The organism is Bradyrhizobium sp. ISRA464, from assembly GCF_029910095.1.
GTDB lineage: Bacteria > Pseudomonadota > Alphaproteobacteria > Rhizobiales > Xanthobacteraceae > Bradyrhizobium.
On sequence record NZ_CP094526.1, the window covers coordinates 4,803,081 to 4,826,407 of the forward strand.

Consider the following 23,327-nt stretch of genomic DNA (forward strand, 5'->3'; position numbering starts at 1 on the left):
ATTGTTCAGGCGATGCAGGCTGTGAGAATCGCTTCGGCCTGGCTGACCGTCATCTTCCTCGGCGCAAGGCTCTCGATCACCGTGTCGTCGGTGATCTTCATCGACTTGAACCGCTCGATCCCGGCCGTGCCGGCGTAAAGTCCAGGCGCGGCGCGTTCGGCCATTTCCCGAACCTGCTGCTTCGGCAGGGCATCCCTGGCCCAGTGCATGGGGAAACCGATGTCTTCGTAGAGCTGCCGCAACGCGGAAACAGCCAGGTCGGTGGCCTATTGGGGCGAGCAGTCGTCATGCAGGCGGACGCCGAGCGCCCGGGCCACATGTGGCGCTTTGGCCGGCAGCACCATCAGATTGAACGCCAGAACGTGGGGCATCAACACGCCCACGCCGAGCGTATGCGGCATGTCGACGAGACCTTCGAGCGGCAGCGACAGGGTGTGCGCATGCCCCAGGCGCGCGTTGCCGCACGCGATGTTGGCCATCGATGAAGCCAGAAGATTGTCCGCACGCGCATTGACGTCGTGGAGGCCGCAAACCGATGCGCGGAGCGAGGACGCCTGCAACCTGATCGCCTCGAGCGCGATCGCATCGGTGAGCGGGGATGCGAGACTGCTGGTGTAGGCCTCCAGGGCATGGGTCATTGCGTCCACGCCAGTCGCCGCGGCAATGCGCAGCGGCAGCGACTCAAGCACGGCCGGATCCAGAATGGCGACATCGGGAAAGCTGAGCGGCCCTCCGCACACCAGCTTGGCATGGTTCTCGTCATCCTTGACCACGGTCCATTGCGACACCTCTGAGCCAGACCCGGCCGTGGTCGGGACCATCACCATCGGCAATGCGCGGCGTTCGAAATTGCCGACGCCTGTGCAGTCGCGGAGCGACTTCCCGTTAGCGCCGACGATCGCGATTCCCTTGCCGGCGCACATCACCGACCCGCCCCCAATGCTGATCACGGCACCGACCGACTGCTCGCGCGCCCGTTTGCCCTGCGCGTCGATCTGTCTGACGCGCGCGTCGATCTCGCATTCCTCAAACCGCAGCACCGACAGTCCCGCGGCAACGAGCTGCTCGAACGCGCGTTGATAGCAGGATTGCCGGGAGATGATCGGGTCGGAGACGAGCATCACGGATTTGACCGCGAAGCCCTTGACCGTTGCTGCGAGCGATTCGAGTGCGCCGATCCCGGAGATGATGCGGGTCGGCATATGATAGACATTGGACACGATTGGTGGCTCCGGGCTGACGGATCTCAGCAGGTTTGGCGCGGCTTGTGGATGACGGCTCTCAACTGAGCACGAACGGGTTTGCGATGCCGGGCTTCGGATTGATGAACACGCTCTTTTCCTCGAGGTATTCGTAGATCGCGTTCAGGCCGTTCTCCCGGCCGAGCCCCGACGCCTTGACGCCGCCGAAGGGAGCGAGATAGCTCACCAGCCGATAGGCGTTAACCCAGACCGTGCCCGCCTCGAGCCGTTTCGGCAGCAGCATGGCCCGCTGGAGATCGCGCGACCAAACGCCGGCTGCCAGCCCATAGGGGCTGTCATTGGCGATCGCGACCGCTTCGTCATCGGTCTCGAATTTCAGCACGGCAAGGACCGGCCCGAACACCTCTTCGCGAGCGATGCGCATGTTGTTGGATACGCCGGTGAAGATCGTCGGCTCGACGAAAAGCCCCTTCTCGCAGCCCGGCCGACGCGAACGCTCGCCGCCAAGCACACATTCGGCCCCTTCCTTTCTGGCAATGTCGAAATAGGCGAGAACCTTCTCGAATTGCGGCTGCGTGGACACCGGGGCGATATTCGTCTCGGGCTTTCGCGGGTCTCCGAGACGTGCCGTCTGCATGAACTTCACCAGACGCGCGACGAATTCGTCGTGGATCGAGGAATGCACCAGAAGGCGCGAGCCGGCCATGCAGGTCTGCCCCGTCGCCGCAAAGATGCCCGATACGACGCCCTTGACCGCGTCATCGAGATCCGCATCGCTGAACACGATGTTGGCCGACTTGCCGCCGAGTTCGAGCGAGACGCGCTTGATGTTTTCAGCGGCCGCCGCGTAGACATGCCGGCCGCCGTTCTCGCTTCCGGTGAACGCAATGCGCGCCACGAGCGGATGCTTGACCATGGGTTCGCCGACCTCCGGTCCAAATCCGGTGATGACGTTGACCACCCCCGGCGGGAAGCCTGCCTCTTCGCACAGCCGGGCGAACGCAATCGTGGAGGCCGACGAAAACTCGGACGGCTTGATCACGATCGTATTGCCGGCGGCGAGCGCGGGAGCGATCTTCCACGCGGCGAGCAGCAGCGGAGAATTCCAGGGCGCGATCGCCGCGACGACGCCCAGCGGCTCGTGCAGCGTGTAATGAAAGACGCCCGGCTTGTCGATCGGCGTGACGCGGCCTTCGACCTTGTCCGCCAATCCGGCATAATAATAGAACCATTGCGGCAGATATCGCATCTGGCCGAGCATCTCGGCCTTGAGCTTGCCGTTGTCGTTCACCTCGAGCTCGGCCAATTCCTCGGCGTGACGAGCAATGAGGTCGCCGAGCCGGTGCAGCAGCAGTCCCCTTGCGCTGGCGGTCATCGACGGCCAGGGGCCGCTCCGGAAGGCCTTGGACGCGGCCTGGACCGCCGCGTCGGCATCTGCGGCCTTGCCCCGTGGCATGCGCGCCCAGTCGCGGCCGGTATACGGGTCCATGCTCGTGAACCATTCGCCGTCTTCGGCCCGGCGCCATTCGTTGCCGATCCGCATCAAGAATTCCTGCATATCCGAACCTTTCATAGGAGCGACGGTGCGACGCACCGCCCAACCAATCCATGTCTCTCGCACCGTTCCGCCGCGCATCACGCCCCGGAGATGTCGATCCCCTTCGTCTCCTTGGCGAGCACGAGCGCAATGACGAAGGCGACGCCGGCCACGATGCTGGGATAGAGCAGCCCGGCATAGATATCTCCCGTCGCCGCATTGATGGCGAAGGTGGTCGCGGGCAAGAATCCGCCGAACCATGCGGCCCCGAGATGATAAGGAAACGACATCGCCGTGTAGCGGATGCGTGACGGAAACAACTCGATGAGCGCCGTGCAGCTCGGCGCAAAGGTCATCGTTCCAAGGCTGAGCAGAAGGACGAGAACGAGGATGATGCCGGGCTTGTTGATCGAGGCCGGATCGACCTGATCCAGCACGTATCCCCGCTTCTTCAGGGTCGCCGCCAAGGCTGCATTGAATTCCTTCTCCCTGCTTGCGGCCTGATCACCCAAAGCGTCGAAGCCCTGGACGACGTCGTCCCCGATTTTGACCAGGGCTACCGCGCCAGGCGATGCAGGGCTGCTCTGATAGTTGAGGCCGAGCCTGGCAACGGCTGCTCTGACGACGTCGCAAGATGACGTGAAGCGTGCGGCCCCGCTCGGGTTGAATTGCACCGAACATCGCGCTGGGTCCGCGACGACGACGATCGGATTCTCGCGCTGAGCCTTGTCGAGATCCGGATTGCCGAAATGCGCAAGCCCGTGAAACAACGGAATGATGAGAACGGCGCCGAGCAGATAGCCGGTCAGATAGACCGGCTTGCGACCGATGCGATCCGACAGGGCACCGAAGAGGATGTAGAGCGGCGCCGTCACCACGGTTGCGGCAATGACGAGCTGATTGGCTGTGGTCCCGTCGATCTTCAGGACTTTCGTCAGGAAGAACAGCGAATAGAACTGGCCGGTGTACCAGATGACGGCCTGGCCCGGGACGATGCCAAAGAGCGCGATCAGCACGAGCTTCAGGTACCGCCACTCACCAAACGTCTCGCCGATCGGCGCCTTGGACGCGCGGCCCTCCTCCTTCATCCGCCGGAATTCCGGCGTCTCATCGAGCTTCAGGCGGATCCAGAGGGAGACCGCGAGCAACAACACCGAAACGAGGAATGGAATGCGCCAGCCCCACGCGGCAAAATCAGGTTCGCTCAGGACGAAGCGGAGCGGAATGATGACGCCGACCGCGAGCAGAAAGCCGAGTGCCGCGGTCAGAATGATCCACGCGGTCCACGCGCCGCGCCGATCGGCGGGAGCGTGCTCCGCGACATAGATCATTGCGCCGCCGAACTCGCCGCCCAGCGCAAGCCCCTGAAGCATGCGCATCGTGATGAAGAGAACGGGTGCCGCAATGCCGATATTGGCGTAGGTCGGCAACAGGCCGATGGAAAGGGTCGACAGCCCCATCAAGACGATCGTCACGAGAAACGTGTACTTTCGTCCGATCAGATCGCCGGCACGTCCGAACACGAGCGCGCCGAAAGGCCTGAGAAGGAAGCCTGCGGCAAAGCCGAGCAAGGTGAAAATGAAGCCGGCGGTCGGATTGACGCCGGAGAAGAACGCCTTGGTGATTTCCGTGGCGAGCAAGCCGATCAGAAAGAAATCGTAGATCTCGAACACGCTTCCGAGCGATGCAGCGAAGATGACGCGCCTTTCGTTCCGCGTCATGGTTGTCGCATCGTTGGCCGCGATGGCTGCCGTAATATCCATAAATCCCTCACCCTCTATCAATCATGGCGTCCGGGCCCGGCTCGTTCCGGGCCCGGACACTTGAAAATGTGAAATCGGCGACCGGTCAGGCGAAGACGGCGACCTTCGATTCCGCCGCTTGCGCCGCTGCATGAGCGCCGGCGATGCGACCAAAGGTCAACGAGCGAAGCACGGACGTCGCCGGTGGATACTCGTGGTAGAAGAGGCCCGTGACTTCTCCGGCAGCATAGAGATTCGGGATTGGGTTGCCCGACGGGGTCACGACACGCGCGTGAAGATCAGTGCGAACACCGCCATACGTGAAGCAGATCGCGGCGGTCAGCGGGATGCCGTAAAACGGCGGCGTGTCGAGCGGCACCGCCCAGTTCGATTTGGGCGGAGTAAGACCGGTCGTGCTTCGGCCGTCCAGTCTTCCGGGTTCAAACTTCCCGGGGACGGCTGCGGCGTTAAACGTGGCTACCGTCTTCCCGAGCCTGGCCGGATCGAGCCCCAGCTTGCCGGCCAGCACTTCGATCGTATCGGCCTTCTCGGGGGGAACATCGCTGAGCATGCCCATCTCGACGCCGGGTATCTGCATCGTCTTGGCGTCCGCGATCCAGAAGGCCTTCTGGTTCTGGTTGCGCCAGATCTCGTAGCCGATGTGTTCGAAGGTGTTGTCCCAGGTATCTCTCCCCTCGTCGTAGAACCGGTCTGCCTCGCCGTTGACGAAAATACCGCCAGTGTAGGTGTAGATGACGGCATCGGCCCTGCTGGTGCGCGTGTCGATGGGTTCGGCGTGAATCATGTCGAACTGACCCGCGGTATCGGCGCCCAGCTCGAGCGCCATTCTCAGCCCGTCACCCCGATTGCTCGCAATTCCCGGCGCGATGAGCGGCAGGTCGCACGCGCGCGCGCCGATATACCGCGTCAGCATCTCGACATTGCCTTCGAAGCCGCCGGACGCCAGTATGACCGCATCCGCTCCGATACGTTTAAGCTTGCCATCATTGCCGCGCACGATCAGACCGTCGACGGCGCCCGCATCCGACACAGACAGGCGTACGGCTTCGGTTTCATAGAGGATGTCGACATTGGCGTGCTTCTCAAGCGCGTTGAACAACGCTGAGACGATCGCCGCGCCGCCGCCGACTGGAAGGCCGGGCGGAGTGACACCGGCCTCGCCATTGAAGGTATGCGCGAACGGAAACTCCGGGAAGACGAGCTCGACACCCCTCTCCTCAATGAAACGGAGGGTTGCCGGCGTCTCCTGTTCGAGCTTGCGGCAGTATTCGAAGTCCGAACGCCCGCCGGAAACGCGACGAACCCGATCAGGCCAGTCAGCGTCGAGCTTGCGACTTTCGTTGATCCGCAAGAAAGCTCCGGTCCATTGGGTCGCTCCGCCGCGCGCCTCCTTCTTTGTGCGTTCAAGCACGGCGATCTGGACCGCTCGTCCGGCCGTGGCCTCGGCGTAAGTGACGGCGGCCGAGAGGCCCGCGGCCCCGCAGCCGACGACGACGAAATCGTAGTTCTTGACTGTTTGCATGTGGTCTCCTCCTGTCCGATTTTTCATTGAATTGGCTCTGCCCAAGCGGACTGGCATGGCACGCGGCGACCTTAGGCAGGTCGACGGATCGGGCAGCACGAGAAATTGGGAGGTCCTTGTTGACTAAAGAGCAACGATCCAAGGGACTGGATCGGATAATCGAACGGAGACATCCTGCCTCAGCGACCGCGCGTTGTTGACCCAAAGGCAACAATCCCGGAGAAAAACTCGGTTGTCTGGTTCATTGTATCTGGCCTAGCATTACAGTTGCATCTTCCTGAAGGTTCTGAATCTATGGGCGACCATGATTCGGGATCTGATGATTGGTGGCGCGTCGGTTGAGGATACGCTGACGCTGTGGGCTTCGTCGTTGCGAGATGCCAAGCAACGCATCCGTCCGCTGTTTACGCAAGAGCGGGTCGCGGCCTCGGCGGGGCAATTTCTCGACGGACTGTTGGGCAACGAGCCGCGCAAGACGGGTTGGATGCGGGCGGAAGCGGCTGGCGATCCAGGCCCGTGGCGCCAGCAGGCGATTCTGGGTCGGGGGCAGTGGGATGCCGACGCGCTGCGCGATATTGTACGTGAGTACGCGCTGGAAACGCTGGGTGACGAGGACGCGGTTCTGGTCATCGATGAGACCGGCTTTTTGAAACAGGGCAAGGCCTCGTGTGGGGTCGCGCGCCAGTACACTGGCTCGGCGGGCAAGATCACCAATTGCCAGATCGGAGTGTTTGCCTCCTATGTGTCGCGGCATGGCCATGCCTTCATCGATCGGGCGCTCTACCTGCCAAAGGAATGGACGGACGAACCCGCTCGCCTGAAGGCCGCACATGTCCCGAGCGATGTGAGCTTTGCGACGAAGCCCCGGATCGCGCATCAAATGATCGCTCGCGCGATCGCCGCAAAGGTGCCGTTCTCGTTCGTAGCAGCGGACAGCGTGTATGGCACGGGAGCGATCGAAACCCTGCTGCGCAAGGCGGGCAAAGGCTTGTTCTGGGGGTTGCTTCCAATCACGTGTTCTATTCCTGGGGCAAGCAGCAGCCTGTCGCCGGCACTGCCTCTACGATCGCGCAGAGCCTTCCCAAGAAGGCCTGGCGCCGCCTGCCGTCCGGCGAAGGAACCAAAGGTCCGCGCTGGCACGACTGGGCCTATCTTGAGCTGGCCGATCTCGACGCCGGCGAATACAACGACGACCTTGCCGGGGAATGGACCCGAGGTCTTCTGATCCGCCGCAATATTGCCGACAACAGCTTAGCCTTCTTCTCCACATGGTGCCCCAAGGGCACGTCCATGCAGAAGCTGGTATCCGTGGAAGGCCATCGCTGGGCCATCGAAGACAGCTTCGAAACCGCCAAGAACGAGCTCGGTCTTGATCACAACGAAACCCGCTCCTGGCATGGCTGGCATCGCCATGTCTCACTGGTCATGCTTGCCTTCGCCACGATGGCCGTCATCCGTCATCGGGCCAACACCGGAGCATTGCTTAAAAAAACGCGACCGCGGCCCCGACCGAAGCATCGTTCTTGATCCGCTGGTCGATCCAGGAAATCCGCCGCATCGCCATGAAGCTCGCCCAGCGGCGCATCCCGCATGCCCACATCCTCGCATGGTCATCCTGGCGCAGGGCTCATCAAGCCAACGCGCGCAAAGCGCATCTCAAGCAAAAATTACAACTGTAATGCTAGGCCCGAGGGAGCAGCTGCGAGCGTTGGGCTGCCGCGATCGCCAGAAGGAGACGGGAGAAAGTTTGATGCGTGTTGCCTTCCTGGATGATTTTCATTCCGCCTATCATGAGACGGCAGGCGTTCGGCGTTTGCGCGAACGAGCCGACGTCGAGATTCTGACCCAACCCTTTGGCGAAGCGTCCGCGCTCCGCGGATTCGATGCGCTGGTCGCGACCCGCGAACGGACGCGATTCACGAAGGAGCTTTTCGAACAATTGCCGGATGTGAAGATCATCGCCCAGACGGGCAATCATGCCTATCACATCGATCTCGCAGCGGCGGAGCGACGCGGCATTGTTATCGGCAAGGCGACGGGAGGTTTCTGCACCGCTGCCGGCGAGCTCGCCATCGGATTGATGATCTCGATCATGCGTCAGATCCCTTCCGTGGATCATGCCGTGAAGGCGGGAGGATGGCCCACGCCGATGACGCGGGTTCTGCGCGGCAAGACGCTAGGAATCGTGGGGCTGGGAAACATCGGCAAATACGTGGCGCGGGTCGCGGGCGCATTTAACATGAAGGTTCTGGCCTGGGGCAGCCGGCTGACAGCTGAAGCCGCAGCGCAACACGGCGCGGAGCGTCGCGAGCTCGACGACCTCATGCGCTGTTCGGACATCATCTCGGTCCACGCAACCCTCAGCCCGGACTCGCGCGGCCTGATCGATGCGGCAAGGCTCGCACTGATGAGGCCGACAGCCTATCTGGTCAACACGGCGCGCGGACCCATCGTCGACGAGAGGGCTCTATACCGCGCGCTTGCCGACGGCCGCATTGCCGGTGCCGCTCTCGACGTGTTCGACGAGGAACCCCTGCCCGCGGCTCACCCGCTGCGGCGGCTTTCCAATGTTATCCTCACGTCGCATCTCGGCTGGCCGACGGATGAAATGTACGGGCAGTTTGCGGACGCCGCTGCCGACGTCCTCCTTGGCTACCTCGATGGGAAGTACGTTCCGCGTTTCGTGCCGGGATACTAAACAGACTCTCTCGGTGGGTTCGTAACCGACCGAGCGAGCATGCCGATCCTCGGCTAGGACCGCTTTGTCCCGCCACTTTTCTTCGCGCTGGCCTTCTGACTGGCCCCGCCGGGCTTCCGCTCATCCCAGTTTCGAACCAGATCAAGAAGGCCGGGAAAACACCGGTTCAGCTCTTCCATGCGCAGACGGCTGCGCCGTTCGAGACCGTATTGACGCTGCCGGATCAGGCCGGCTTCGCGCAGCGCCTTGAAATGATGTGTCAGCGAGGACTTTGGCCTGTCGAAGCCGAACCAGCCGCACGTGTGATCATATGCCTCCGATTCCAGCAGAAGCTTGCGCACGATCGTCAGACGGATCGGATCGGAGAGCGCGCCCATGATTGCCTCCAGCCGCATCTCCTTGGCGGCCGGCTCCGGCAAAGGCTCGGGAAGATCATCCACGGCTGCGCATTCCTATGCAGTTTTGACGAACCGATATGAGCGGTGTCTTACACCCCTGTACGAGATTTGTCGAACTGTGTTAAGTACGATAAAATTCGTACAGGAGAACAGCATGACTACATGCGATATCGGGCGTCCTTCAGACACATCACGCAGCGAACCACGCCCCTGGCGCATGTGGAGCGCGGCCTGGGTCGTCACAGCGGTGTTCGTACTGTCGAATCCAGCAACGCCGCTCTACGTCTATTGGCAGAGGACGATCGGGTTCTCTTCCGGCACACTGTCCGTGATCTTTGCGGCATACATCCTGGGCCTGCTGGCGACACTGTCGCTCGCCGGCCAGCTCTCTGACCGCTACGGCCGACGGCCCGTTTTGATGCCCGGCTTGGCTGCCGCGATGCTCGCATGTGTGCTGTTCGCGACCGCGACGACGGTCGGCGCCCTGCTCGTCGCCCGCTTCCTGTCGGGCGTCGCGGTCGGCGCCGTGGTGTCGGCAGGCATGGCCTCCGTCGTAGATCAGGGCGGCCCTAACCGTCGCCGGCTGGCATCACTGATCGCGTCAGTCGCCATGGTGCTCGGCGCCGGGCTTGGTCCTTTGTTTGCGGGTTCGGTTGCAGTTCAGCTTGCGGAGCCTGTCGTATTGATCTTTACCACCGAGCTAATCGTGCTGGCGTGCACCGGCCTTCTGGTGCTTGCACTGCCGCAAAAGCGGCTCGATCGCAACCCCGGCGATGGCTGGCGGCTGCGCGTGCCGAGCGTTCCGCATGCTAATCGCCGGCAGGTCGCATTCGGCGTTGCGATCTTCGGCCCCGGCATCACAGCTACTTCCTTCGTATTGTCGCTCGGACCATCGCTGCTTTCAAAGCTGCTCCATGTCACCAGCCCTCTTGTCGCGGGAGGAACGGCCTGCGCCATGTTCTTGACGGCAACAGGCGTTCAGTTCGCGCTCAGGCGGCTTCCCATTCGAACGATCATGCTGATCGGTGCGGCCGCCACCGTCATGTCCATGATCAGCATCGCGATTGCGGTCGACGCATCGCTGGCGGGTCTGTTGATCCTCGCCGCCTTGCTCGCTGGCGCGGGCCAGGGTCTTGGCCAGCTCGGCGGACTTTCGTTGATCGGTCTGCACGTTCCGGCGGAGCGCCGCGCAGAAGCCAATGCGGTCATGAACTTTGGCGGATACATCCTAGCCGGACTACTTCCCGTGCTGATGGGCTATCTGATCGACTTTGCAGGGCTCGCCACCGGCGCAGCTATCTTTGCCGCCGCGCTTGGCCTTGTCGCTGCGGCGGGTGCGTGGTTCGTCCAAATTCACCTCAGGGAGTAGTCTGATCGATCCGCGGAAGCAATTCCAGAAGGCCAGATCGCGCGCCGGGGACAGTCGCGAAAACTGCTACGTGGAGCGCAAGTTGTCGTTGAAGATCGTAGATGGGCACATAGAAGCGTGCCCGCTGTCGCAGAGGTGCGGTTTTCGCTCACCGACACCGACATCCTTCAACCTCGCGGCTTAAACGATTTGGTCCTGCTCCGTAGCGTACACAAGGGCTGGTCATTTCGCCGAGCCGACGAGCCTCCTAGTCCGCTTGCGCCACCTTTCTGCACGCTCCAATGCGCTCCGGTACTCCCGCCAATCAAGTTGGATGGATTGCCGAGCTCAACCAGTCTAAGTGGAGGTCCGTGATTCTGGTCCCTCAATGGATAGGAAAGGATGTAGAAAACCTCACCAGAACCTACGCTAAACTGCGCGATAGCAGCCGGCCGCGCTACTCCCACTCTATCATTTCGAACGACGTTTCGTCGTTGATTTACAGGCACAATTTTTCAAATCTGACGGACAAATGCCGACGGTATACCCGCCTCAATTTTTTACTCTTGAATTCACAGGAAAATTTGCGCCGTTGAACATGCTGGCGCTTCCGCCAACTATCGGAGTCAATCGACTGAAATGAGCGGGCTCTTCAACTAGGATCGCCATTGCTCGCATTGACGCGCGTAGCTTCAGATACCGTCAGAGATCGCCGGTTTGCCGATCCAAGGGCTCGAATGTCCGAGAAGCGTTGGAGCCATTACGCCGGACGCAGGGTTCCTTCGATGCAGGATGCAATCTCGAGCAAACGCCTATCCCCATTCCTGCGACCAATAAGCATCAGCCCTACTGGAAGGCCGTCGACGGGCAGCGGCAAGGAGACGGCTGGACAATCGAGCACGTTAGCGACGCGTGGATTGCGCAGTACGAGGCCATTGAGTTCATGGAATGCCGTATCCTCCGCAACGGAAGAGGTCGACGGCGCACGGATTGGTGTCGTCGGCACGACGAACACCTCATTGTTGCCGAAGGACTGCTCGAAGGACCGGATCGCGGCTTGCCGGAGCCGCACCATGCGCACATAATCCGTGCCGAGAATGCCGGCCCCGGCTTCGATGCGTGCGCGCGTCCGAGGATCGATCCCGTCCAGCTCCGAGAGCCCCAAACTGCGCAAGGTTGCGCCGAGCTCGACCGATGGGAATGTGCCGATCTTGTCGATGTGTGCGAGATCATCCAGAGCAGCCTCAATGGATCCGTCCTTGATCTGCAAACCACCTGATCGCAGCCGCTCCATGGCGTTCTCAAACGCAGCGAGCACCTCGGGCTCGCAACGATCAAACAAGCGCCCACGCGCAATGTTCAGGCGGAACGTGCCGGGAGATGCTGGCCGCAACCGCGACGGCGCGACTTCACCTGAAAGCACCTGATCGGCCAAGAAACAATCCTCGACGTTCGCGGCGATCGGACCGATCGTGTCGAGACTCGACGAGAGGGAGAACACGCCTGTGGTCGGCACGAAACCGCTAGTTGGCTTGAAACCGACCGCGCCCGACAGTGCGGCGGGGATTCGGATCGAACCTCCGGTATCGCTGCCAATGGCGATATCGGCCATACCGCCAATCACGGACACGACAGCCCCCGATGAAGAGCCTCCCGGAACGCGGGCGCGATCTCGAGGATTGGCCGGCATCCCGTCGTGCGGGTTTGTACCGAGCGCGGAGAAGGCGAACTCGGTCATCTGCGTCTTGCCGATGACCATGGCACCCGCAGCCCGCAACCGTTTCACGACCTCGGCGTCTTTAGCGGCCGGCGGCCGCCGGCGCAGGACAGCCGAGCCGGAGCTGGTGACGGTCCCGGCGACGTCGAACAACGCCTTCACCGAAACGATGCGGCCATCGAGCGGACCACGAAGTGCTCCGGCACCGGCGCGACGATCCGCAGCTTCAGCCTCCCAGCGGGCGCTGTCCGCAAAGACGGCCGTGAAGACGTTCTTTGCTTCCGGCGAATGGATCTGCGCGAGTGCCACCTCCAGCCGTGCGACGGCCGAAGGGTGCGATGGATCCTGTGTTGCTGTCATGACACGCGCGGCTGGGAGAGAAGGATCAGGTGACGACTGGCAGGACGTCGACGTCGTAGCCATGGGTCAGGGACCGGTTAAGGACCGGATCGTTCAGCTCCATCTCGAAACGCGACCCCGGCCGAATGCCGCCGATCGCGCCCGGCGTACCGCAGAACATCAGCGTGCCGGCCGATAGCATGTCCGTGCCGGTGTAGCGACGAATGAGATCGCGCGGCGTCCTGAGCGCGGAGACCGGGCTCTGCTGGTAAAGGACCCGTTCCCCGTCGATCGTCGCCCACGAACGAAGGACCAGTTCATCCCAATGCCCCTCAACATCGGCATAGGACCAGAGCTGTGGGCCGACCGGCTTGCCGCACAGCTGCTTCGAGAGTGCGATGCCCGACGCTTCGGCCTTGCGATCAGTATGATCGGATCCGATGCCGACCCAGAGCCCGTCGGCCGTGGCGACGATGACAGGCTCGACCTCGCCGGAACTGTCGGGCCCAAGGACGGTCAGGCGACTGTCCTGGATCAAGGTTTGGGCCGCGACCCGGTAATAGAGCGGCGTCGTCGACGGACGCGGAATGCCGAGCGCGGCCAGCTCCTCGATATGGTGCTCGATCGCCGCCGCGTCCCTGCCCGCCCAGCCAGCGATGACAAGGGAGTCGATCTCGATCCCGACACGGTCGGTCCGGTCCTTTGCGAGGCGGTCAAATTGCAGCAACATGGAATTCCCTATTCGTGGTCGATGTGGTCAGGATTTCGCCGCGCTCGATCTGCAGCGTCCGGTCGGCGATGCGGTCGAGCAGCGCGGGCGAAGATTCGGTGACCAGCATGGCAAGCTCGGGCCGGTGCTTGCGCAATTCGCCGAGCGTCCGCGCATAGTCGAGCGCGAGGGCCGGCGCCAGACCCTGGAAGGGTTCGTCGAGCAGCAGCACCTTACGTGCCACCGTCAGCGCGCGCCCCAGCGCGACCATCTTGCCCTGCCCTCCCGAAACGCCGCCGGCCGGCCGTGACCGCATCACGTGCAATTCGGGCAGCAAGTGGTAGATCTCGTCGAGCCTGCGCGCGATCTCGGCACGGTCGAGCTTCAGCGCCAGAGCCGGGAGGCGGATGTTCTCCTCCACGCTCAGCTCCGGAATCAGGCGCCGGTCCTCCGGCGCATAGCCAATGCCGGCGCGGGCGCGGGTGTGGGCAGGCCTGCTGCCGAGATCGTCGGCATCGAGGCGGACCGAGCCCTCGTCAAGCGCGATGAGGCCCATGATTGCACGCAATGTCGTGGTCTTGCCGGCGCCGTTGCGCCCGATCAACACCGTCGTCTTGCGCGCGATGATCTCGCAACTGACGCCGCGCAGCACACGAACGCCCTCGATCGAGACGCTGACCTTGTCGAGCCTGAGCATCAGGCCACCCCTACGACACGTTGGCGGACTTGCGCATTGCTGAACACCTCGTCGGGCCGGCCCTCGGCCATGATATTGCCGGCGTTCCACACCAGGACGCGGCTCGCGTAACGCGCGACCACGTCCATGTCGTGCTCGACGAACAGTGCGGTAATGCGGCGCTGGCGCAGCGCTGCTATCAGTGCCTCCATCAGCGGAAAGCGTTCGAGGGCGCTCACGCCGCTGGTTGGCTCATCGAGCAGCAGGAGCCGCGGCTTCAGGGCCAGCGCAACCGCGATGTCCAGCAGCTTGCGATGTCCTTCGGGCAGCGTGCTGCTGATACGATCGGCATCGCCGGCGAGCCCGACCAGATCGAGCAACGCCCTTGCTTCGTCGCGTCGCTTCGCCGTTTCGAGCGGCTGGACCGCGCTCCACAGACCGTCCGTTGCCGCCAGCGCCAGCATCATGTTGTCGATCACGCGTTGAGCGGAGAATAGCTGCGGGATCTGGAATGCGCGGGCGACGCCGCGGCGCGCGATGGCGCGTGGCGACAGATGGGTGATGTCGTGACCGTCCAGCACCACGCTGCCCGATTTGGGGCGGATGTACCCCGTGCAGATGTTGAGCAGCGTTGTCTTGCCCGACCCGTTCGGACCGATGATCGCGAGGAACTCGCCGCCATGGATCGCGATGCTGACATCGTCGGCGGCCTTGACGCCGTTGAATGCGACGTGGAGGCCTTTTGCTTCCAGGATGGGAGGCGTCATAGGCCCGTCGCCTCCTTGCGCGCGAACAAGCCATAGACGCCTTGCGGCATGAACATGATCACGATGATCAGTGTCATGCCCACGATCAAATTCCAGGAATCGGTGACGGTGACTGCCGCGCTGTGCAGCAATTCCAAAAACAGGGCACCGATGAACGCGCCCGGCACGCCACCGATGCCGCCGAGCACAGCGATCAGCACGAGGTGGCCGGATGCAGTCCAGAACGCGAAATCTGGGACCACGCGACCGATCGCAAAGCTGGCGATCGCGCCGCCAAGACCGGCGAGCGCCGCCGAGACGACATAGGCGATCAGCAGAACCGCCCAGACCGGAATGCCGAGATATTCGAGCCGGATCTCGTTGGTGTGGACGGCCGAGAGCGCGTGACCGAGCGGGCTGTTCAGGTAGCGCTGCACGGCCAGACCGACGAGCACCATCAGCACCAGGCTGAGATAGAACAGCACGCTCGCGAAGGCCGGCTCGCCAAGCACGATCCCGAAAACCGCCGGGACCGGCACCGGCATGCCGTCGGTCCCGCCGGTGACACCGTAGAGCTTGGCGCACAGCGCGTAGAACACCATGGAGACAGCGAGGTTCAACATCGCGAAGAAGATCGCGCGATAGCGGACGAGAAACGATCCGGCGATGGCGCCAACGAGCGCCCCGCTCAGCACCGACAGGATCAAGAGCAGGCCAAGGTCGTTGATGCCGGCGCGCGCCAGGAACGCGACCGCATAGGCGCTCGCGGCAAAAAACATGGCATGGCCAATCGAGATCAGCCCGGCCCGGAGCAGCACGGCGACACCCAGTGCCGCAAAGCCCTTGGCGATCGCAAGGGTCAGGACGAATTGGAGCCAGGGGGCGGCCAGAGGCAGCAGCGCGAGGACGAGGACCGCCGCAGCGGCAATGATCGTTCGCATCATATCCTCCTCGCCGTCACCGATCCGAACAGGCCGTAGGGACGGATCAGGAGAACGATAAGCATGGCTGCATAGGGCGCGACGGCATCCAGTGACGGCGCCAGATAGATCGCGAGCACGCGCGCCAGGCCGACAATCAGCGAGGCCAATGCGGCCCCCTCGATCTGTCCGAGCCCTCCGATCGCCGCAACCGCAAAAGCGAGCACCATGGTGTCGGCGCCGAGACCTGGCGCGATGCCTGACGTCGGCGTCGCCAGCGCGCCGCCCAATGCGGCGAGGAACACGCCAAGCGAAAACGCCAGGATGAAGATCCGGTTGGTGTCGATGCCGATCGACTGCGCCATCTCGCGGTCGGTGACGACAGCCGTGATCAGGCGCCCCAGCCGGGTATGGTTGATCAGGAGCCGCAGGCCGACGACGACGAGGAGCGCCATGGCGATCAGGAGGATCTGGTAGTTGAGATAGACGACGCCACCGATGCTCGTGGTGCCGAGCAATCGCATCGGCGCGTCCTCATAGAAGGACTGGACGCCGAAGATCACGCGCTGAAGGTCTTCGAGAATGAGGAACAGTCCGAACGTGATCAGGATCTGCACGGCTTCCGATTTGCCGTAGGTCCAGCGGACCAGGCCGCGCTCGATCAACGGACCGAATATCGCCGCAACGCACACGGCGCTGAACAAGAGCGCCAGGAACGACAAATACGGGTTGAGCTGACGGCTCGCGATGAACAGACAGATCGAGGCCGCGACATAGCCGCCGATCGAATAGAGGCTACCATGGGCGACGTTGAGGACGCGCAGCACGCTGAACACCAGCGTCAGGCCGACCGCCGCGAAGAAGATCAACGCGGCGCTCGCCAGACTGTCCAGCAGCAGGGGGATGATTGCATTCAACATCGGCTTCCGCCTTCCGTGACTGGAGTCAAGGTGAACGTCGTCCCGCTCTATTTGTAGCTGCCCGGCTTCGGCAGGCTCTTGGCGAACTCGGGCTTGAGGGTTGCAATCCAGGCCAGCGGATCGTGGCCGACCTGCGGCATCAGACTGTCGCCCTTGTAGCGGACCATGTCGCCGATCACGGGAAACTGCTGCGCCGGTGTCTTCACGGTAACGCCGACGATCTGGTCGACGACGCCGTCATTGTCGGCGCGCGTCTGCGCGGTGCCGGTCAGGGTCTCGACCTTACTGCCCTTCATGGCGGCGGCGAGCTCGGCACGTGTTGGCCATTTGCCGCCGTTCTTCTGCATCGCGACGTCGTAGGCGGCTTTCACGTAGATCAGCGCGTTGGCCATCTTGATCGACGGGAACACCGGATACTCCCCGAAGCGCGCCTTGTAGGCCTCGGCAAACTTCACCGTCTCCGGCTTCGCCTTGGCGTCCGGGGACATCCACCAGCCGTCGCCGAGAACGCCGACGATCACGCCATCAGGCAGCGGCACGCGCTGGAGCACGGTCTCGCCGAGAGCCAGGATGACCTGACTGGAGGTAAAGATCCCACGCGGCGCGGCCTGGCGAACGAAGTTCTCGAGGTCGGCACCCCAAAGATTTGAGAAGACGACATCCGGGCGCGCAGTGGTGAGGCGCGAGATTTCGGTCTGATAGTTCGGCGAGCCGAGCTTCGGATAAAGTTCTGCAACGATCTCGACGTCCGGCTTCAGGGCTTTCAAGGCCGCGGTGAAGATCTTGGCCGCGTCATGACCGAACGCATAATCCGGGTTGATGATCGCAACCGTCTTCACGTCGGGTTTGCGGTCCAGCAGGTAGATCGCGTAGGCGATGAATTCGGGCACGGTGTTGCCGTTGGGGCGGAACACATATTTGCTCTTGCCGTCCATCAGCAACTGATGGGTGTCGCAGTTCCAGCCCACGGTGGGGACCTCGAGCTGCTCGGCAAGCGGCGCCAGCGCCAGGCAGTTCGCGCTCGACAAGGCCGCGATCATTACCTGGTTCTTCGTGTCCCCGGCGAGCCGGCGGTATTCCGCGATCACGCCTTGCGCGCCCTGCGCCTCGTCGACATAGGTCGCGCTGACCGGCACGCCTCCGATGCCGCCCTTTGCATTGATCTCGTCGATCATGAGGTCGGCGGCATTCTTACCCGGCATGCCGTAGGCTGCGGCAGGACCGGATGTGAACGTGAAGATGCCCAGCCCCACGGCGCCTGGTTTCTCCTGTGCGGCGGCCGGCGTGGCAGCTACGACACCGAGCGCGAGTGCGCCGACAAGTCCATCCATGACCCATCGGACATTGCCGTGCGGCAGGCCGCGATCCAGGCTGAAGAGCCGTTCAAGTGACGACAGGCAACGCGCAATTACGATGGAAATACCTTTGGACGCCATGATGTCTCTTCCCCCTGTGCTGGTCGAATGATGTTGTGCGGCAGCGATCCGGATCACATTGGATCGAAATAATGCATCTCCAGAAGCAGGCAGCCGTTCACGGATTTGAACGGGCCATGCGGCGCGTGCGGCGGGCGGCAGGCGTAGGTATTCGGGGGGAAGCTCTTGCCGCCCTCGCCATTCGCATCGTTGCCGACAATCAAATCGCCCGAGACCAGATAAACCTCTTCCCAATACTCGTGCGAGAACGGCGCGGTAGTGTAGACGCCGGGCGCGAAGCGGAGCAGCCGCGTCCGCGTCCCGCGCCGGCTCTCCTCGTCCAGCCCGCCCGCGATGATCTTCTGCTGGATACCGGCCGGATAGCCTGCCGGAACCTCCCAGCCGGTGGTCATGTCGAGCGTGTGGAATTCGTCGTGCTTCTTGTTGACGGGCATGAGTTACCTCTCTTGGTTCAAGCGGCTTTGCTGGCGGTCGAGACGCCGTTCAGGTCGTAGGAATCGAGCATGGCCTGCACCAACCGGTCGGCGCCGGCCCAGTCGTAGGTGCGATAGGAGTGGCCCTTGGTGACGAAGGTCGCACCGGCGTAGAACATCTCGTATTGCTGGTGACGCGAGCCGAATTCGGAGCCCACCGCGTCCCAGGCGAGCTTGTAGAACTTCACGCGGTCATGCGAGTTGGCCTTCGGCGACTGCTGGGTCTTGCCGATCAGGGCCGCAATCTCGGGATTGTCGAAGTCCGCAACCGACGAAGGCAGCATGATCATGCCGCCGCCGGCCAGCTCGCGAAGCGTGTTGGTGACGTGTCCGTAGAGCTGCTGCGTCAGCACCTGCGCGGAATAGAGCGTGTGCCGGTCCGGAATGAAATAGGGACCGACCTGCGTGCCCTTGGCTTCCATCGCGGACACCAGCGCGTCAACCATGCCGGTCTCGGCCGCGAGCTGGCCGAGCATTTCGCGCACTTGCGGAAACTGGGTGACGCCGTTCATGTCGGCGGTCCGATGCGCAAGGCCGGTCAGGAATTTGAGCTTCACACTCAGGCGCACCATCGCCTGGTAGTTCTGGTAGACGTGGCAGGGCGTCGCGTGAAACTGCTTCTGGCACATTTCGACATTGCCTTCGATGAAGACGCGGTCCCACGGCACCTTCACGTCGTCGAAATAGAGGACCGAGTCGTTCTCGTCGAAACGGCTGGATAAGGGATTGTCGAACACCGCGCCGGCGGCGTCCTCGTAAGATTTGCGCGACAGCATCTTGAGACCCTTCATGCTCATCGGAATCGCGAAGGACATCGCATAACGCTCTTCGCCGGCACGCATCGGCTGGATGGTCGTGACGAAGACCTCGTCGGTAACCACGCCGCCGGTGGCGAGCATCTTGGCGCCGCGGATCGTGATCCCTTCCGCGTCGCGATCGACGACGCCGGCGGTGAGGAACGGATCAGCCTGTTCGGCTGCGCCCTTGGAACGATCGGCCTGCGGATTGATGATGACGTAAGTGAGATAGAGATCCTTGTCGCGGGCGTAGCGGTAGTAGCTTTCGAGCGCGCCAGAGCGGGCGGGATCATAGGCTTTGAACACGTCAAGCCCCATGTAGAGCCCGGAAATGCAGGACGCCACGTGGTCCGGGGCGCGGCCCATGAAGCCGGCATGCAGCGAGGCCCACGCCTCGAGCGCCTTTCGCCGCGTGACGAGCTCGGCATAGGAGGTCGGAAGCTGCCAGATCCGGTTGGCGCGACCTGCGCCCGTATCGAAGGTCATCAGCTCCGCGTTCTCCCGCGCGCTCGCGAAGTCGAACAGGCCCGCCATGGAGTTGGCGAGGTTGCGGAAGGCATGGTGCGTCGTGACATCGCCGACCGAGGCGCCGTTGATGTAGATGGTCCGGCCGTCCTTCAGGCCTGACAGATATTCCTTTGCGCTACGCATCGCAGGTCTCCGGTTCAAAGCTAGTAGTGAATGGGAAGCGGCCAGGTCGGCTCGCGCTCGGTTTCATCGACGAGATCGCGGTAGCGGCCGCGGAAGAAGATCAGGGGAGCGGCGGCCTCGGCGCGGCTCGCATGCCTGATGACACGGACGACGAAGATGACGTGGTCGCCACCCTCGTAGACCGCGTAGGGCGCGCACTCGAAATGAGCCATCGCGCCCGAGATCAGCGGCGCCTCGGCATGGCCGACCGACGTCTTCACCTGGTCCCATTTGTCGGAAAGAGCGCGCGCGAACTGGTTGGATATCTGCTCCTGATCGCGCGCGAGAATGTTGACGGCGAAGCCCTTGGCTTCGAGCATTGCTGGCAGGCTGCACGCCTTGCGGTCGACACTGAAGAGAACGAGCGGCGGATCGACCGAAACGGAGTTGAAGGAGCTCATGGTCATGCCGATGAGCTCTTCGCCCTTCCCGCGCGCGGTCACCACCGCAACGCCGGTGGCGAATTCGCCCAGAGCACGCCTGAATGCACGATCCTCCATGGACACTGCCTCGCCGCCTGGTCCTGATTTATAATTCTCAACTAGCTTTCTGACAAAGCTATTTTGAAATGTCAACACTCTTGCTGACCGGGCGCATGCATGCTCTTTAGGCAGCGTCCAACGCTATGATTTTGCGGAGAGAATGCCCGTGTCTGATGCACTGTTGACGGCGTCGAGGCCCGAGTTGCTCGACAAGGATGGAGATCGCACGCTTCGCGGCGTCCTCTACGACTATTTTGCCTTCGGACGAAGCCTGGAAGCTGCGCGCGAGACATTCGCGAGTTTTGTCGGCCTGTCGCCTACCCAGTATCTGATCCTGATCGCGATCAAGAATTCGACGGCGGAAAAACCGATGGGTGTCAACCAGGTCGCCGAGCGGCTGTACTTGAGTGGCGCCTTCGTCACCAACGAGATCAACAAGCTGGTCTCTGACGGCCTGATCGGGAAAAGCCCGCACCCTGGCGACGGACGCCGCGTGCAACTCACACTGACCGAGCACGGGATAAACCTGTTGATCCGTCTCGCCGCCTTGCAGCGCCCGGTCAATGACGCGCTGTTTGGCATGCTGACGCGCGAGGAGTTCAAAGTGCTCTCGCAAATGCTTTCTCGTCTCGCGTCAAACGCCGACAGCGCGCTGAAGCTCGCCGAGCACGTTCGGGCGACGCTCACGTCGCAAAATAACGAAGCGTACCGCATCGAGCCGCAGAGAGGCCGCAAGAAACAACGAACAAGCCGGTAAAGCCCGAGGTAGTGACTATTCAGACCAACGCGTTGGGTGCTTCTCAGCTCCCTGGACTAGCGACTGCATCGTCATAGCGAGGGAGCGCCACGAAGTCGCCCGACTGCATTGCGGTGGAAACGACTTCAGCCCCAAGGCTGATACTGTTGGTCAGCTCGCCTCTCCCTCCCTCAGAATCCAGGCCTGCAGGCTGAGCAACCAAGCCTCCTCACGCTGGCTGTGATAATATGTTTCCTGATCCCCGATGCACAGGTTGGGCAACACACCACCTTCTAACCAAACGGAAGGCTTGAACTCGCGCTCCGATCCGTCATGGGCAATTTGAGCTAACTCCGGCCAACCCAGATCGAGCCGGACCATGAGTGGTCCGTTTTGCGGCAAAAATATCGGTGCTCCGAGCTAGGCTTTAAGCGCCCCACCCTTCTGTACGATCGGGCGCGCTGCGATACCGCATCAGTGAAGACGCAATGGATCTTGGACCCCTGCTGGGATAAGCCAAGCTCATTACTCCGGTCAGAATTCTCGACGCGAAGGAAGCAAGAACGAGTCGACCAAACTACGCTAAACTGCGCGATGCCAACCGGCAGCACTACTCCCACTCAATCGTCCCCGGCGGCTTGGACGTCACGTCATACACCACCCTGTTCACGCCCTTCACCTCGTTGATGATGCGCGTCGCGGTTTCCCCCAAGAACTTCATCTCGAACGGGTAGAAGTCCGCGGTCATGCCGTCGGTCGAGGTGACGGCGCGCAAGCCCACGACGTAGTCGTAGGTGCGGCCGTCGCCCATCACGCCGACGGTCTTGACCGGCAGCAGCACCGCGAAGGCCTGCCAGATCGCGTCGTAGAGGCCATGCTTGCGGATCTGGTCGATGTAGACGGCATCCGCGTTGCGGAGGATGTCGAGTTTTTCTTTTGTGATGTCGCCGGGGCAACGGATCGCAAGGCCCGGGCCCGGGAACGGGTGACGGCCGACGAAGATCTCGGGCAGGCCGAGCTCGCGGCCGAGCACGCGCACCTCGTCCTTGAACAGCTCGCGCAAGGGCTCGACGAGCTTCATGTTCATGCGCTCGGGCAGACCGCCGACATTGTGGTGCGACTTGATCGTCACCGACGGTCCGCCGGTGAAGGAGACGCTCTCGATCACATCAGGATAGAGCGTGCCCTGCGCCAGGAATTCAGCGCCGCCAATCTTCTTGGCCTCCGCCTCGAACACGTCGATGAAGAGCCGCCCGATGGTCTTGCGCTTCTTTTCCGGATCGGTGACGCCGGCAAGCTCGCCGAGGAACTGCTTCGACGCGTCCACATGCACCAGCGGGATGTTGTAGTGGTGGCGGAACAGGTCGACGACGGTCTTGGCCTCGTCGAGCCTGAGCAGGCCGTGATCGACGAACACGCAAGTGAGCTGGTCGCCGATCGCCTCGTGGATCAAGACCGCGGCGACCGCGGAATCGACGCCGCCGGACAGGCCGCAGATCACCTTGCCTTTGCCCACCTGGGCGCGGATCTTCTCGATCGCCTCCTCGCGGAACGCGCGCATGGTCCAGTCGCCGGTGAAGCCCGCAACCTTGCGCACGAAATTGCGCAGCAGCTTGGCGCCGTCAGGCGTATGCGCCACCTCGGGGTGGAACTGCATCGCGTAGAACTTGCGCTTGTCGTCGGCGATCACAGAGATCGGCGAGCCCGGCGCGCGGGCCACAGCGCGAAAACCGTCGGGCAGCCTGGTGACGCGGTCGCCATGGCTCATCCAGACGTCGTACTGGCCGCCCTTCTGCCAAACGCCGTCGAACAGCGCGCAATCGTCGGTGACCTCGATGGTGGCGCGGCCGAATTCGCGATGGTGCCCGCCCTCGACGATGCCGCCGAGCTGCTGGGCCATGGTCTGCTCGCCGTAGCAGATGCCGAGCACCGGGACGCCCGCCGTGAGCACCGACATCGGCGCCGCCGGCGCGTTGTCGTCGAGCACGGAGGCCGGCCCGCCGGAGAGGATCACCGCCTTCGGCTTCATCTCCTTAAAGGCGGCCTCGGCCTTCTGGAACGGGACGATCTCGGAATAGACGCCCATCTCGCGGACGCGGCGGGCGATCAGTTGCGTCACCTGACTGCCGAAATCGACAATCAGAATCTTGTCATGCGCCGAGGCCACCGAGGGCGTCGACGAGTCGCGGGCTGTTTGCTGGGCTGTCATGGCAAGCAG

General features: G+C 62.7%; 22 protein-coding genes and 1 pseudogene. 5 read left to right on the forward strand and 18 right to left on the reverse strand.

All coding sequences use genetic code 11. The features are described from left to right. Window positions 1-5 precede the first annotated feature (5 nt). From MTX19_RS22715 to MTX19_RS22735, 5 genes are all read right to left on the reverse strand, one after another. Window positions 6-242 (reverse strand): hypothetical protein, encoded by a 237-nt coding sequence (locus tag MTX19_RS22715; RefSeq protein ID WP_280985476.1) that lies wholly within the window; start codon window positions 240-242, stop codon window positions 6-8. Window positions 243-266: 24 nt separating this feature from the next. Then, window positions 267-1,220 carry an iron-containing alcohol dehydrogenase gene (locus tag MTX19_RS22720; protein WP_280979386.1) on the reverse strand — a complete coding sequence of 318 codons (954 nt, stop codon included), beginning with the start codon at window positions 1,218-1,220 and terminating at the stop codon, window positions 267-269. A 61-nt stretch (window positions 1,221-1,281) separates the two neighbouring features. Further along, window positions 1,282-2,760: an aldehyde dehydrogenase gene (locus tag MTX19_RS22725; RefSeq protein WP_280979387.1), complete on the reverse strand. Its 1,479-nt coding sequence runs from the start codon at window positions 2,758-2,760 to the stop codon at window positions 1,282-1,284. A gap of 77 nt (window positions 2,761-2,837) precedes the next feature. After that, on the reverse strand, window positions 2,838-4,502 hold the full coding sequence (locus MTX19_RS22730) for an MFS transporter (protein ID WP_280979388.1): 1,665 nt from the start codon (window positions 4,500-4,502) through the stop codon (window positions 2,838-2,840). 85 nt (window positions 4,503-4,587) lie between these two features. Next, on the reverse strand, window positions 4,588-6,024 hold the full coding sequence (locus MTX19_RS22735) for an FAD-binding protein (protein WP_280979389.1): 1,437 nt from the start codon (window positions 6,022-6,024) through the stop codon (window positions 4,588-4,590). Window positions 6,025-6,328: 304 nt separating this feature from the next. Here MTX19_RS22735 and MTX19_RS22740 point away from each other — a divergent pair. The 3 genes and pseudogenes from MTX19_RS22740 to MTX19_RS22750 all read left to right on the forward strand — a co-directional run bounded on the left by MTX19_RS22740 (window position 6,329) and on the right by MTX19_RS22750 (window position 8,722). Beyond that, a pseudogene (locus MTX19_RS22740) lies at window positions 6,329-7,551 on the forward strand (IS701 family transposase). After that, window positions 7,548-7,703 (forward strand): hypothetical protein, encoded by a 156-nt coding sequence (locus MTX19_RS22745; RefSeq protein ID WP_280978692.1) that lies wholly within the window; start codon window positions 7,548-7,550, stop codon window positions 7,701-7,703. Before MTX19_RS22740 ends, MTX19_RS22745 begins: the two are co-directional and overlap by 4 nt. A 71-nt stretch (window positions 7,704-7,774) precedes the next feature. Next, window positions 7,775-8,722 carry a D-2-hydroxyacid dehydrogenase family protein gene (locus tag MTX19_RS22750; RefSeq protein WP_280986135.1) on the forward strand — a complete coding sequence of 316 codons (948 nt, stop codon included), beginning with the start codon at window positions 7,775-7,777 and terminating at the stop codon, window positions 8,720-8,722. Between the two features lie 53 nt (window positions 8,723-8,775). On the opposite strand, the gene MTX19_RS22755 is transcribed toward MTX19_RS22750, so the two are convergent. Further along, window positions 8,776-9,162, reverse strand: coding sequence for a helix-turn-helix domain-containing protein (locus tag MTX19_RS22755; RefSeq protein ID WP_280979391.1), 387 nt, complete (start codon window positions 9,160-9,162; stop codon window positions 8,776-8,778). Between the two features lie 112 nt (window positions 9,163-9,274). Here MTX19_RS22755 and MTX19_RS22760 point away from each other — a divergent pair, with 112 nt between their 5' ends. Next, window positions 9,275-10,489: an MFS transporter gene (locus MTX19_RS22760; RefSeq protein ID WP_280979392.1), complete on the forward strand. Its 1,215-nt coding sequence runs from the start codon at window positions 9,275-9,277 to the stop codon at window positions 10,487-10,489. Window positions 10,490-11,228: 739 nt separating this feature from the next. On the opposite strand, the gene MTX19_RS22765 is transcribed toward MTX19_RS22760, so the two are convergent. Genes MTX19_RS22765 through MTX19_RS22810 form a run of 10 tightly spaced genes read right to left on the reverse strand, consistent with a single transcriptional unit; the run spans window position 11,229 to window position 20,391 of the window. Next, complete coding sequence (locus MTX19_RS22765; protein ID WP_280979393.1) at window positions 11,229-12,545, reverse strand: amidase family protein; 1,317 nt, start codon at window positions 12,543-12,545, stop codon at window positions 11,229-11,231. Between the two features lie 25 nt (window positions 12,546-12,570). Beyond that, window positions 12,571-13,254 (reverse strand): DUF2848 domain-containing protein, encoded by a 684-nt coding sequence (locus MTX19_RS22770; RefSeq protein WP_280979394.1) that lies wholly within the window; start codon window positions 13,252-13,254, stop codon window positions 12,571-12,573. Then, window positions 13,238-13,930 carry an ATP-binding cassette domain-containing protein gene (locus tag MTX19_RS22775; RefSeq protein ID WP_280985477.1) on the reverse strand — a complete coding sequence of 231 codons (693 nt, stop codon included), beginning with the start codon at window positions 13,928-13,930 and terminating at the stop codon, window positions 13,238-13,240. Before MTX19_RS22775 ends, MTX19_RS22770 begins: the two co-directional genes overlap by 17 nt. Beyond that, window positions 13,930-14,676: an ATP-binding cassette domain-containing protein gene (locus tag MTX19_RS22780; RefSeq protein ID WP_280979396.1), complete on the reverse strand. Its 747-nt coding sequence runs from the start codon at window positions 14,674-14,676 to the stop codon at window positions 13,930-13,932. The genes MTX19_RS22775 and MTX19_RS22780 overlap by 1 nt, the downstream gene beginning before the upstream one ends. Then, window positions 14,673-15,596, reverse strand: a complete 924-nt coding sequence (locus tag MTX19_RS22785) for a branched-chain amino acid ABC transporter permease (protein ID WP_280979397.1) — start codon at window positions 15,594-15,596, stop codon at window positions 14,673-14,675. The genes MTX19_RS22780 and MTX19_RS22785 overlap by 4 nt, the downstream gene beginning before the upstream one ends. Further along, window positions 15,596-16,495 (reverse strand): branched-chain amino acid ABC transporter permease, encoded by a 900-nt coding sequence (locus tag MTX19_RS22790; RefSeq protein ID WP_280979398.1) that lies wholly within the window; start codon window positions 16,493-16,495, stop codon window positions 15,596-15,598. The genes MTX19_RS22785 and MTX19_RS22790 overlap by 1 nt, the downstream gene beginning before the upstream one ends. A 47-nt stretch (window positions 16,496-16,542) precedes the next feature. Continuing rightward, the gene (locus MTX19_RS22795; protein ID WP_280979399.1) at window positions 16,543-17,931 is read right to left on the reverse strand and encodes an ABC transporter substrate-binding protein; all 1,389 of its coding nucleotides are present in this window, start codon (window positions 17,929-17,931) and stop codon (window positions 16,543-16,545) included. Between the two features lie 53 nt (window positions 17,932-17,984). After that, on the reverse strand, window positions 17,985-18,365 hold the full coding sequence (locus MTX19_RS22800) for a cupin (RefSeq protein ID WP_280979400.1): 381 nt from the start codon (window positions 18,363-18,365) through the stop codon (window positions 17,985-17,987). A gap of 17 nt (window positions 18,366-18,382) precedes the next feature. After that, window positions 18,383-19,852: a 4-hydroxyphenylacetate 3-hydroxylase N-terminal domain-containing protein gene (locus tag MTX19_RS22805; RefSeq protein WP_280979401.1), complete on the reverse strand. Its 1,470-nt coding sequence runs from the start codon at window positions 19,850-19,852 to the stop codon at window positions 18,383-18,385. Between the two features lie 20 nt (window positions 19,853-19,872). Continuing rightward, window positions 19,873-20,391 carry a flavin reductase family protein gene (locus MTX19_RS22810; RefSeq protein ID WP_280979402.1) on the reverse strand — a complete coding sequence of 173 codons (519 nt, stop codon included), beginning with the start codon at window positions 20,389-20,391 and terminating at the stop codon, window positions 19,873-19,875. A gap of 184 nt (window positions 20,392-20,575) precedes the next feature. On the opposite strand from MTX19_RS22810, the gene MTX19_RS22815 reads away from it, so the two are divergent. Beyond that, on the forward strand, window positions 20,576-21,130 hold the full coding sequence (locus MTX19_RS22815; RefSeq protein ID WP_280979403.1) for a MarR family winged helix-turn-helix transcriptional regulator: 555 nt from the start codon (window positions 20,576-20,578) through the stop codon (window positions 21,128-21,130). Between the two features lie 150 nt (window positions 21,131-21,280). Here the strand turns inward: MTX19_RS22815 and MTX19_RS22820 are convergent, their stop codons facing one another. Then, a complete protein-coding gene (locus MTX19_RS22820; RefSeq protein WP_280979404.1) occupies window positions 21,281-21,490 on the reverse strand; it encodes a hypothetical protein in 210 nt (69 codons plus the stop codon). Window positions 21,491-21,719: 229 nt separating this feature from the next. Further along, on the reverse strand, window positions 21,720-23,318 hold the full coding sequence (gene guaA, locus MTX19_RS22825; RefSeq protein WP_280985478.1) for a glutamine-hydrolyzing GMP synthase: 1,599 nt from the start codon (window positions 23,316-23,318) through the stop codon (window positions 21,720-21,722). Between the last annotated feature and the right edge of the window lie 9 nt (window positions 23,319-23,327).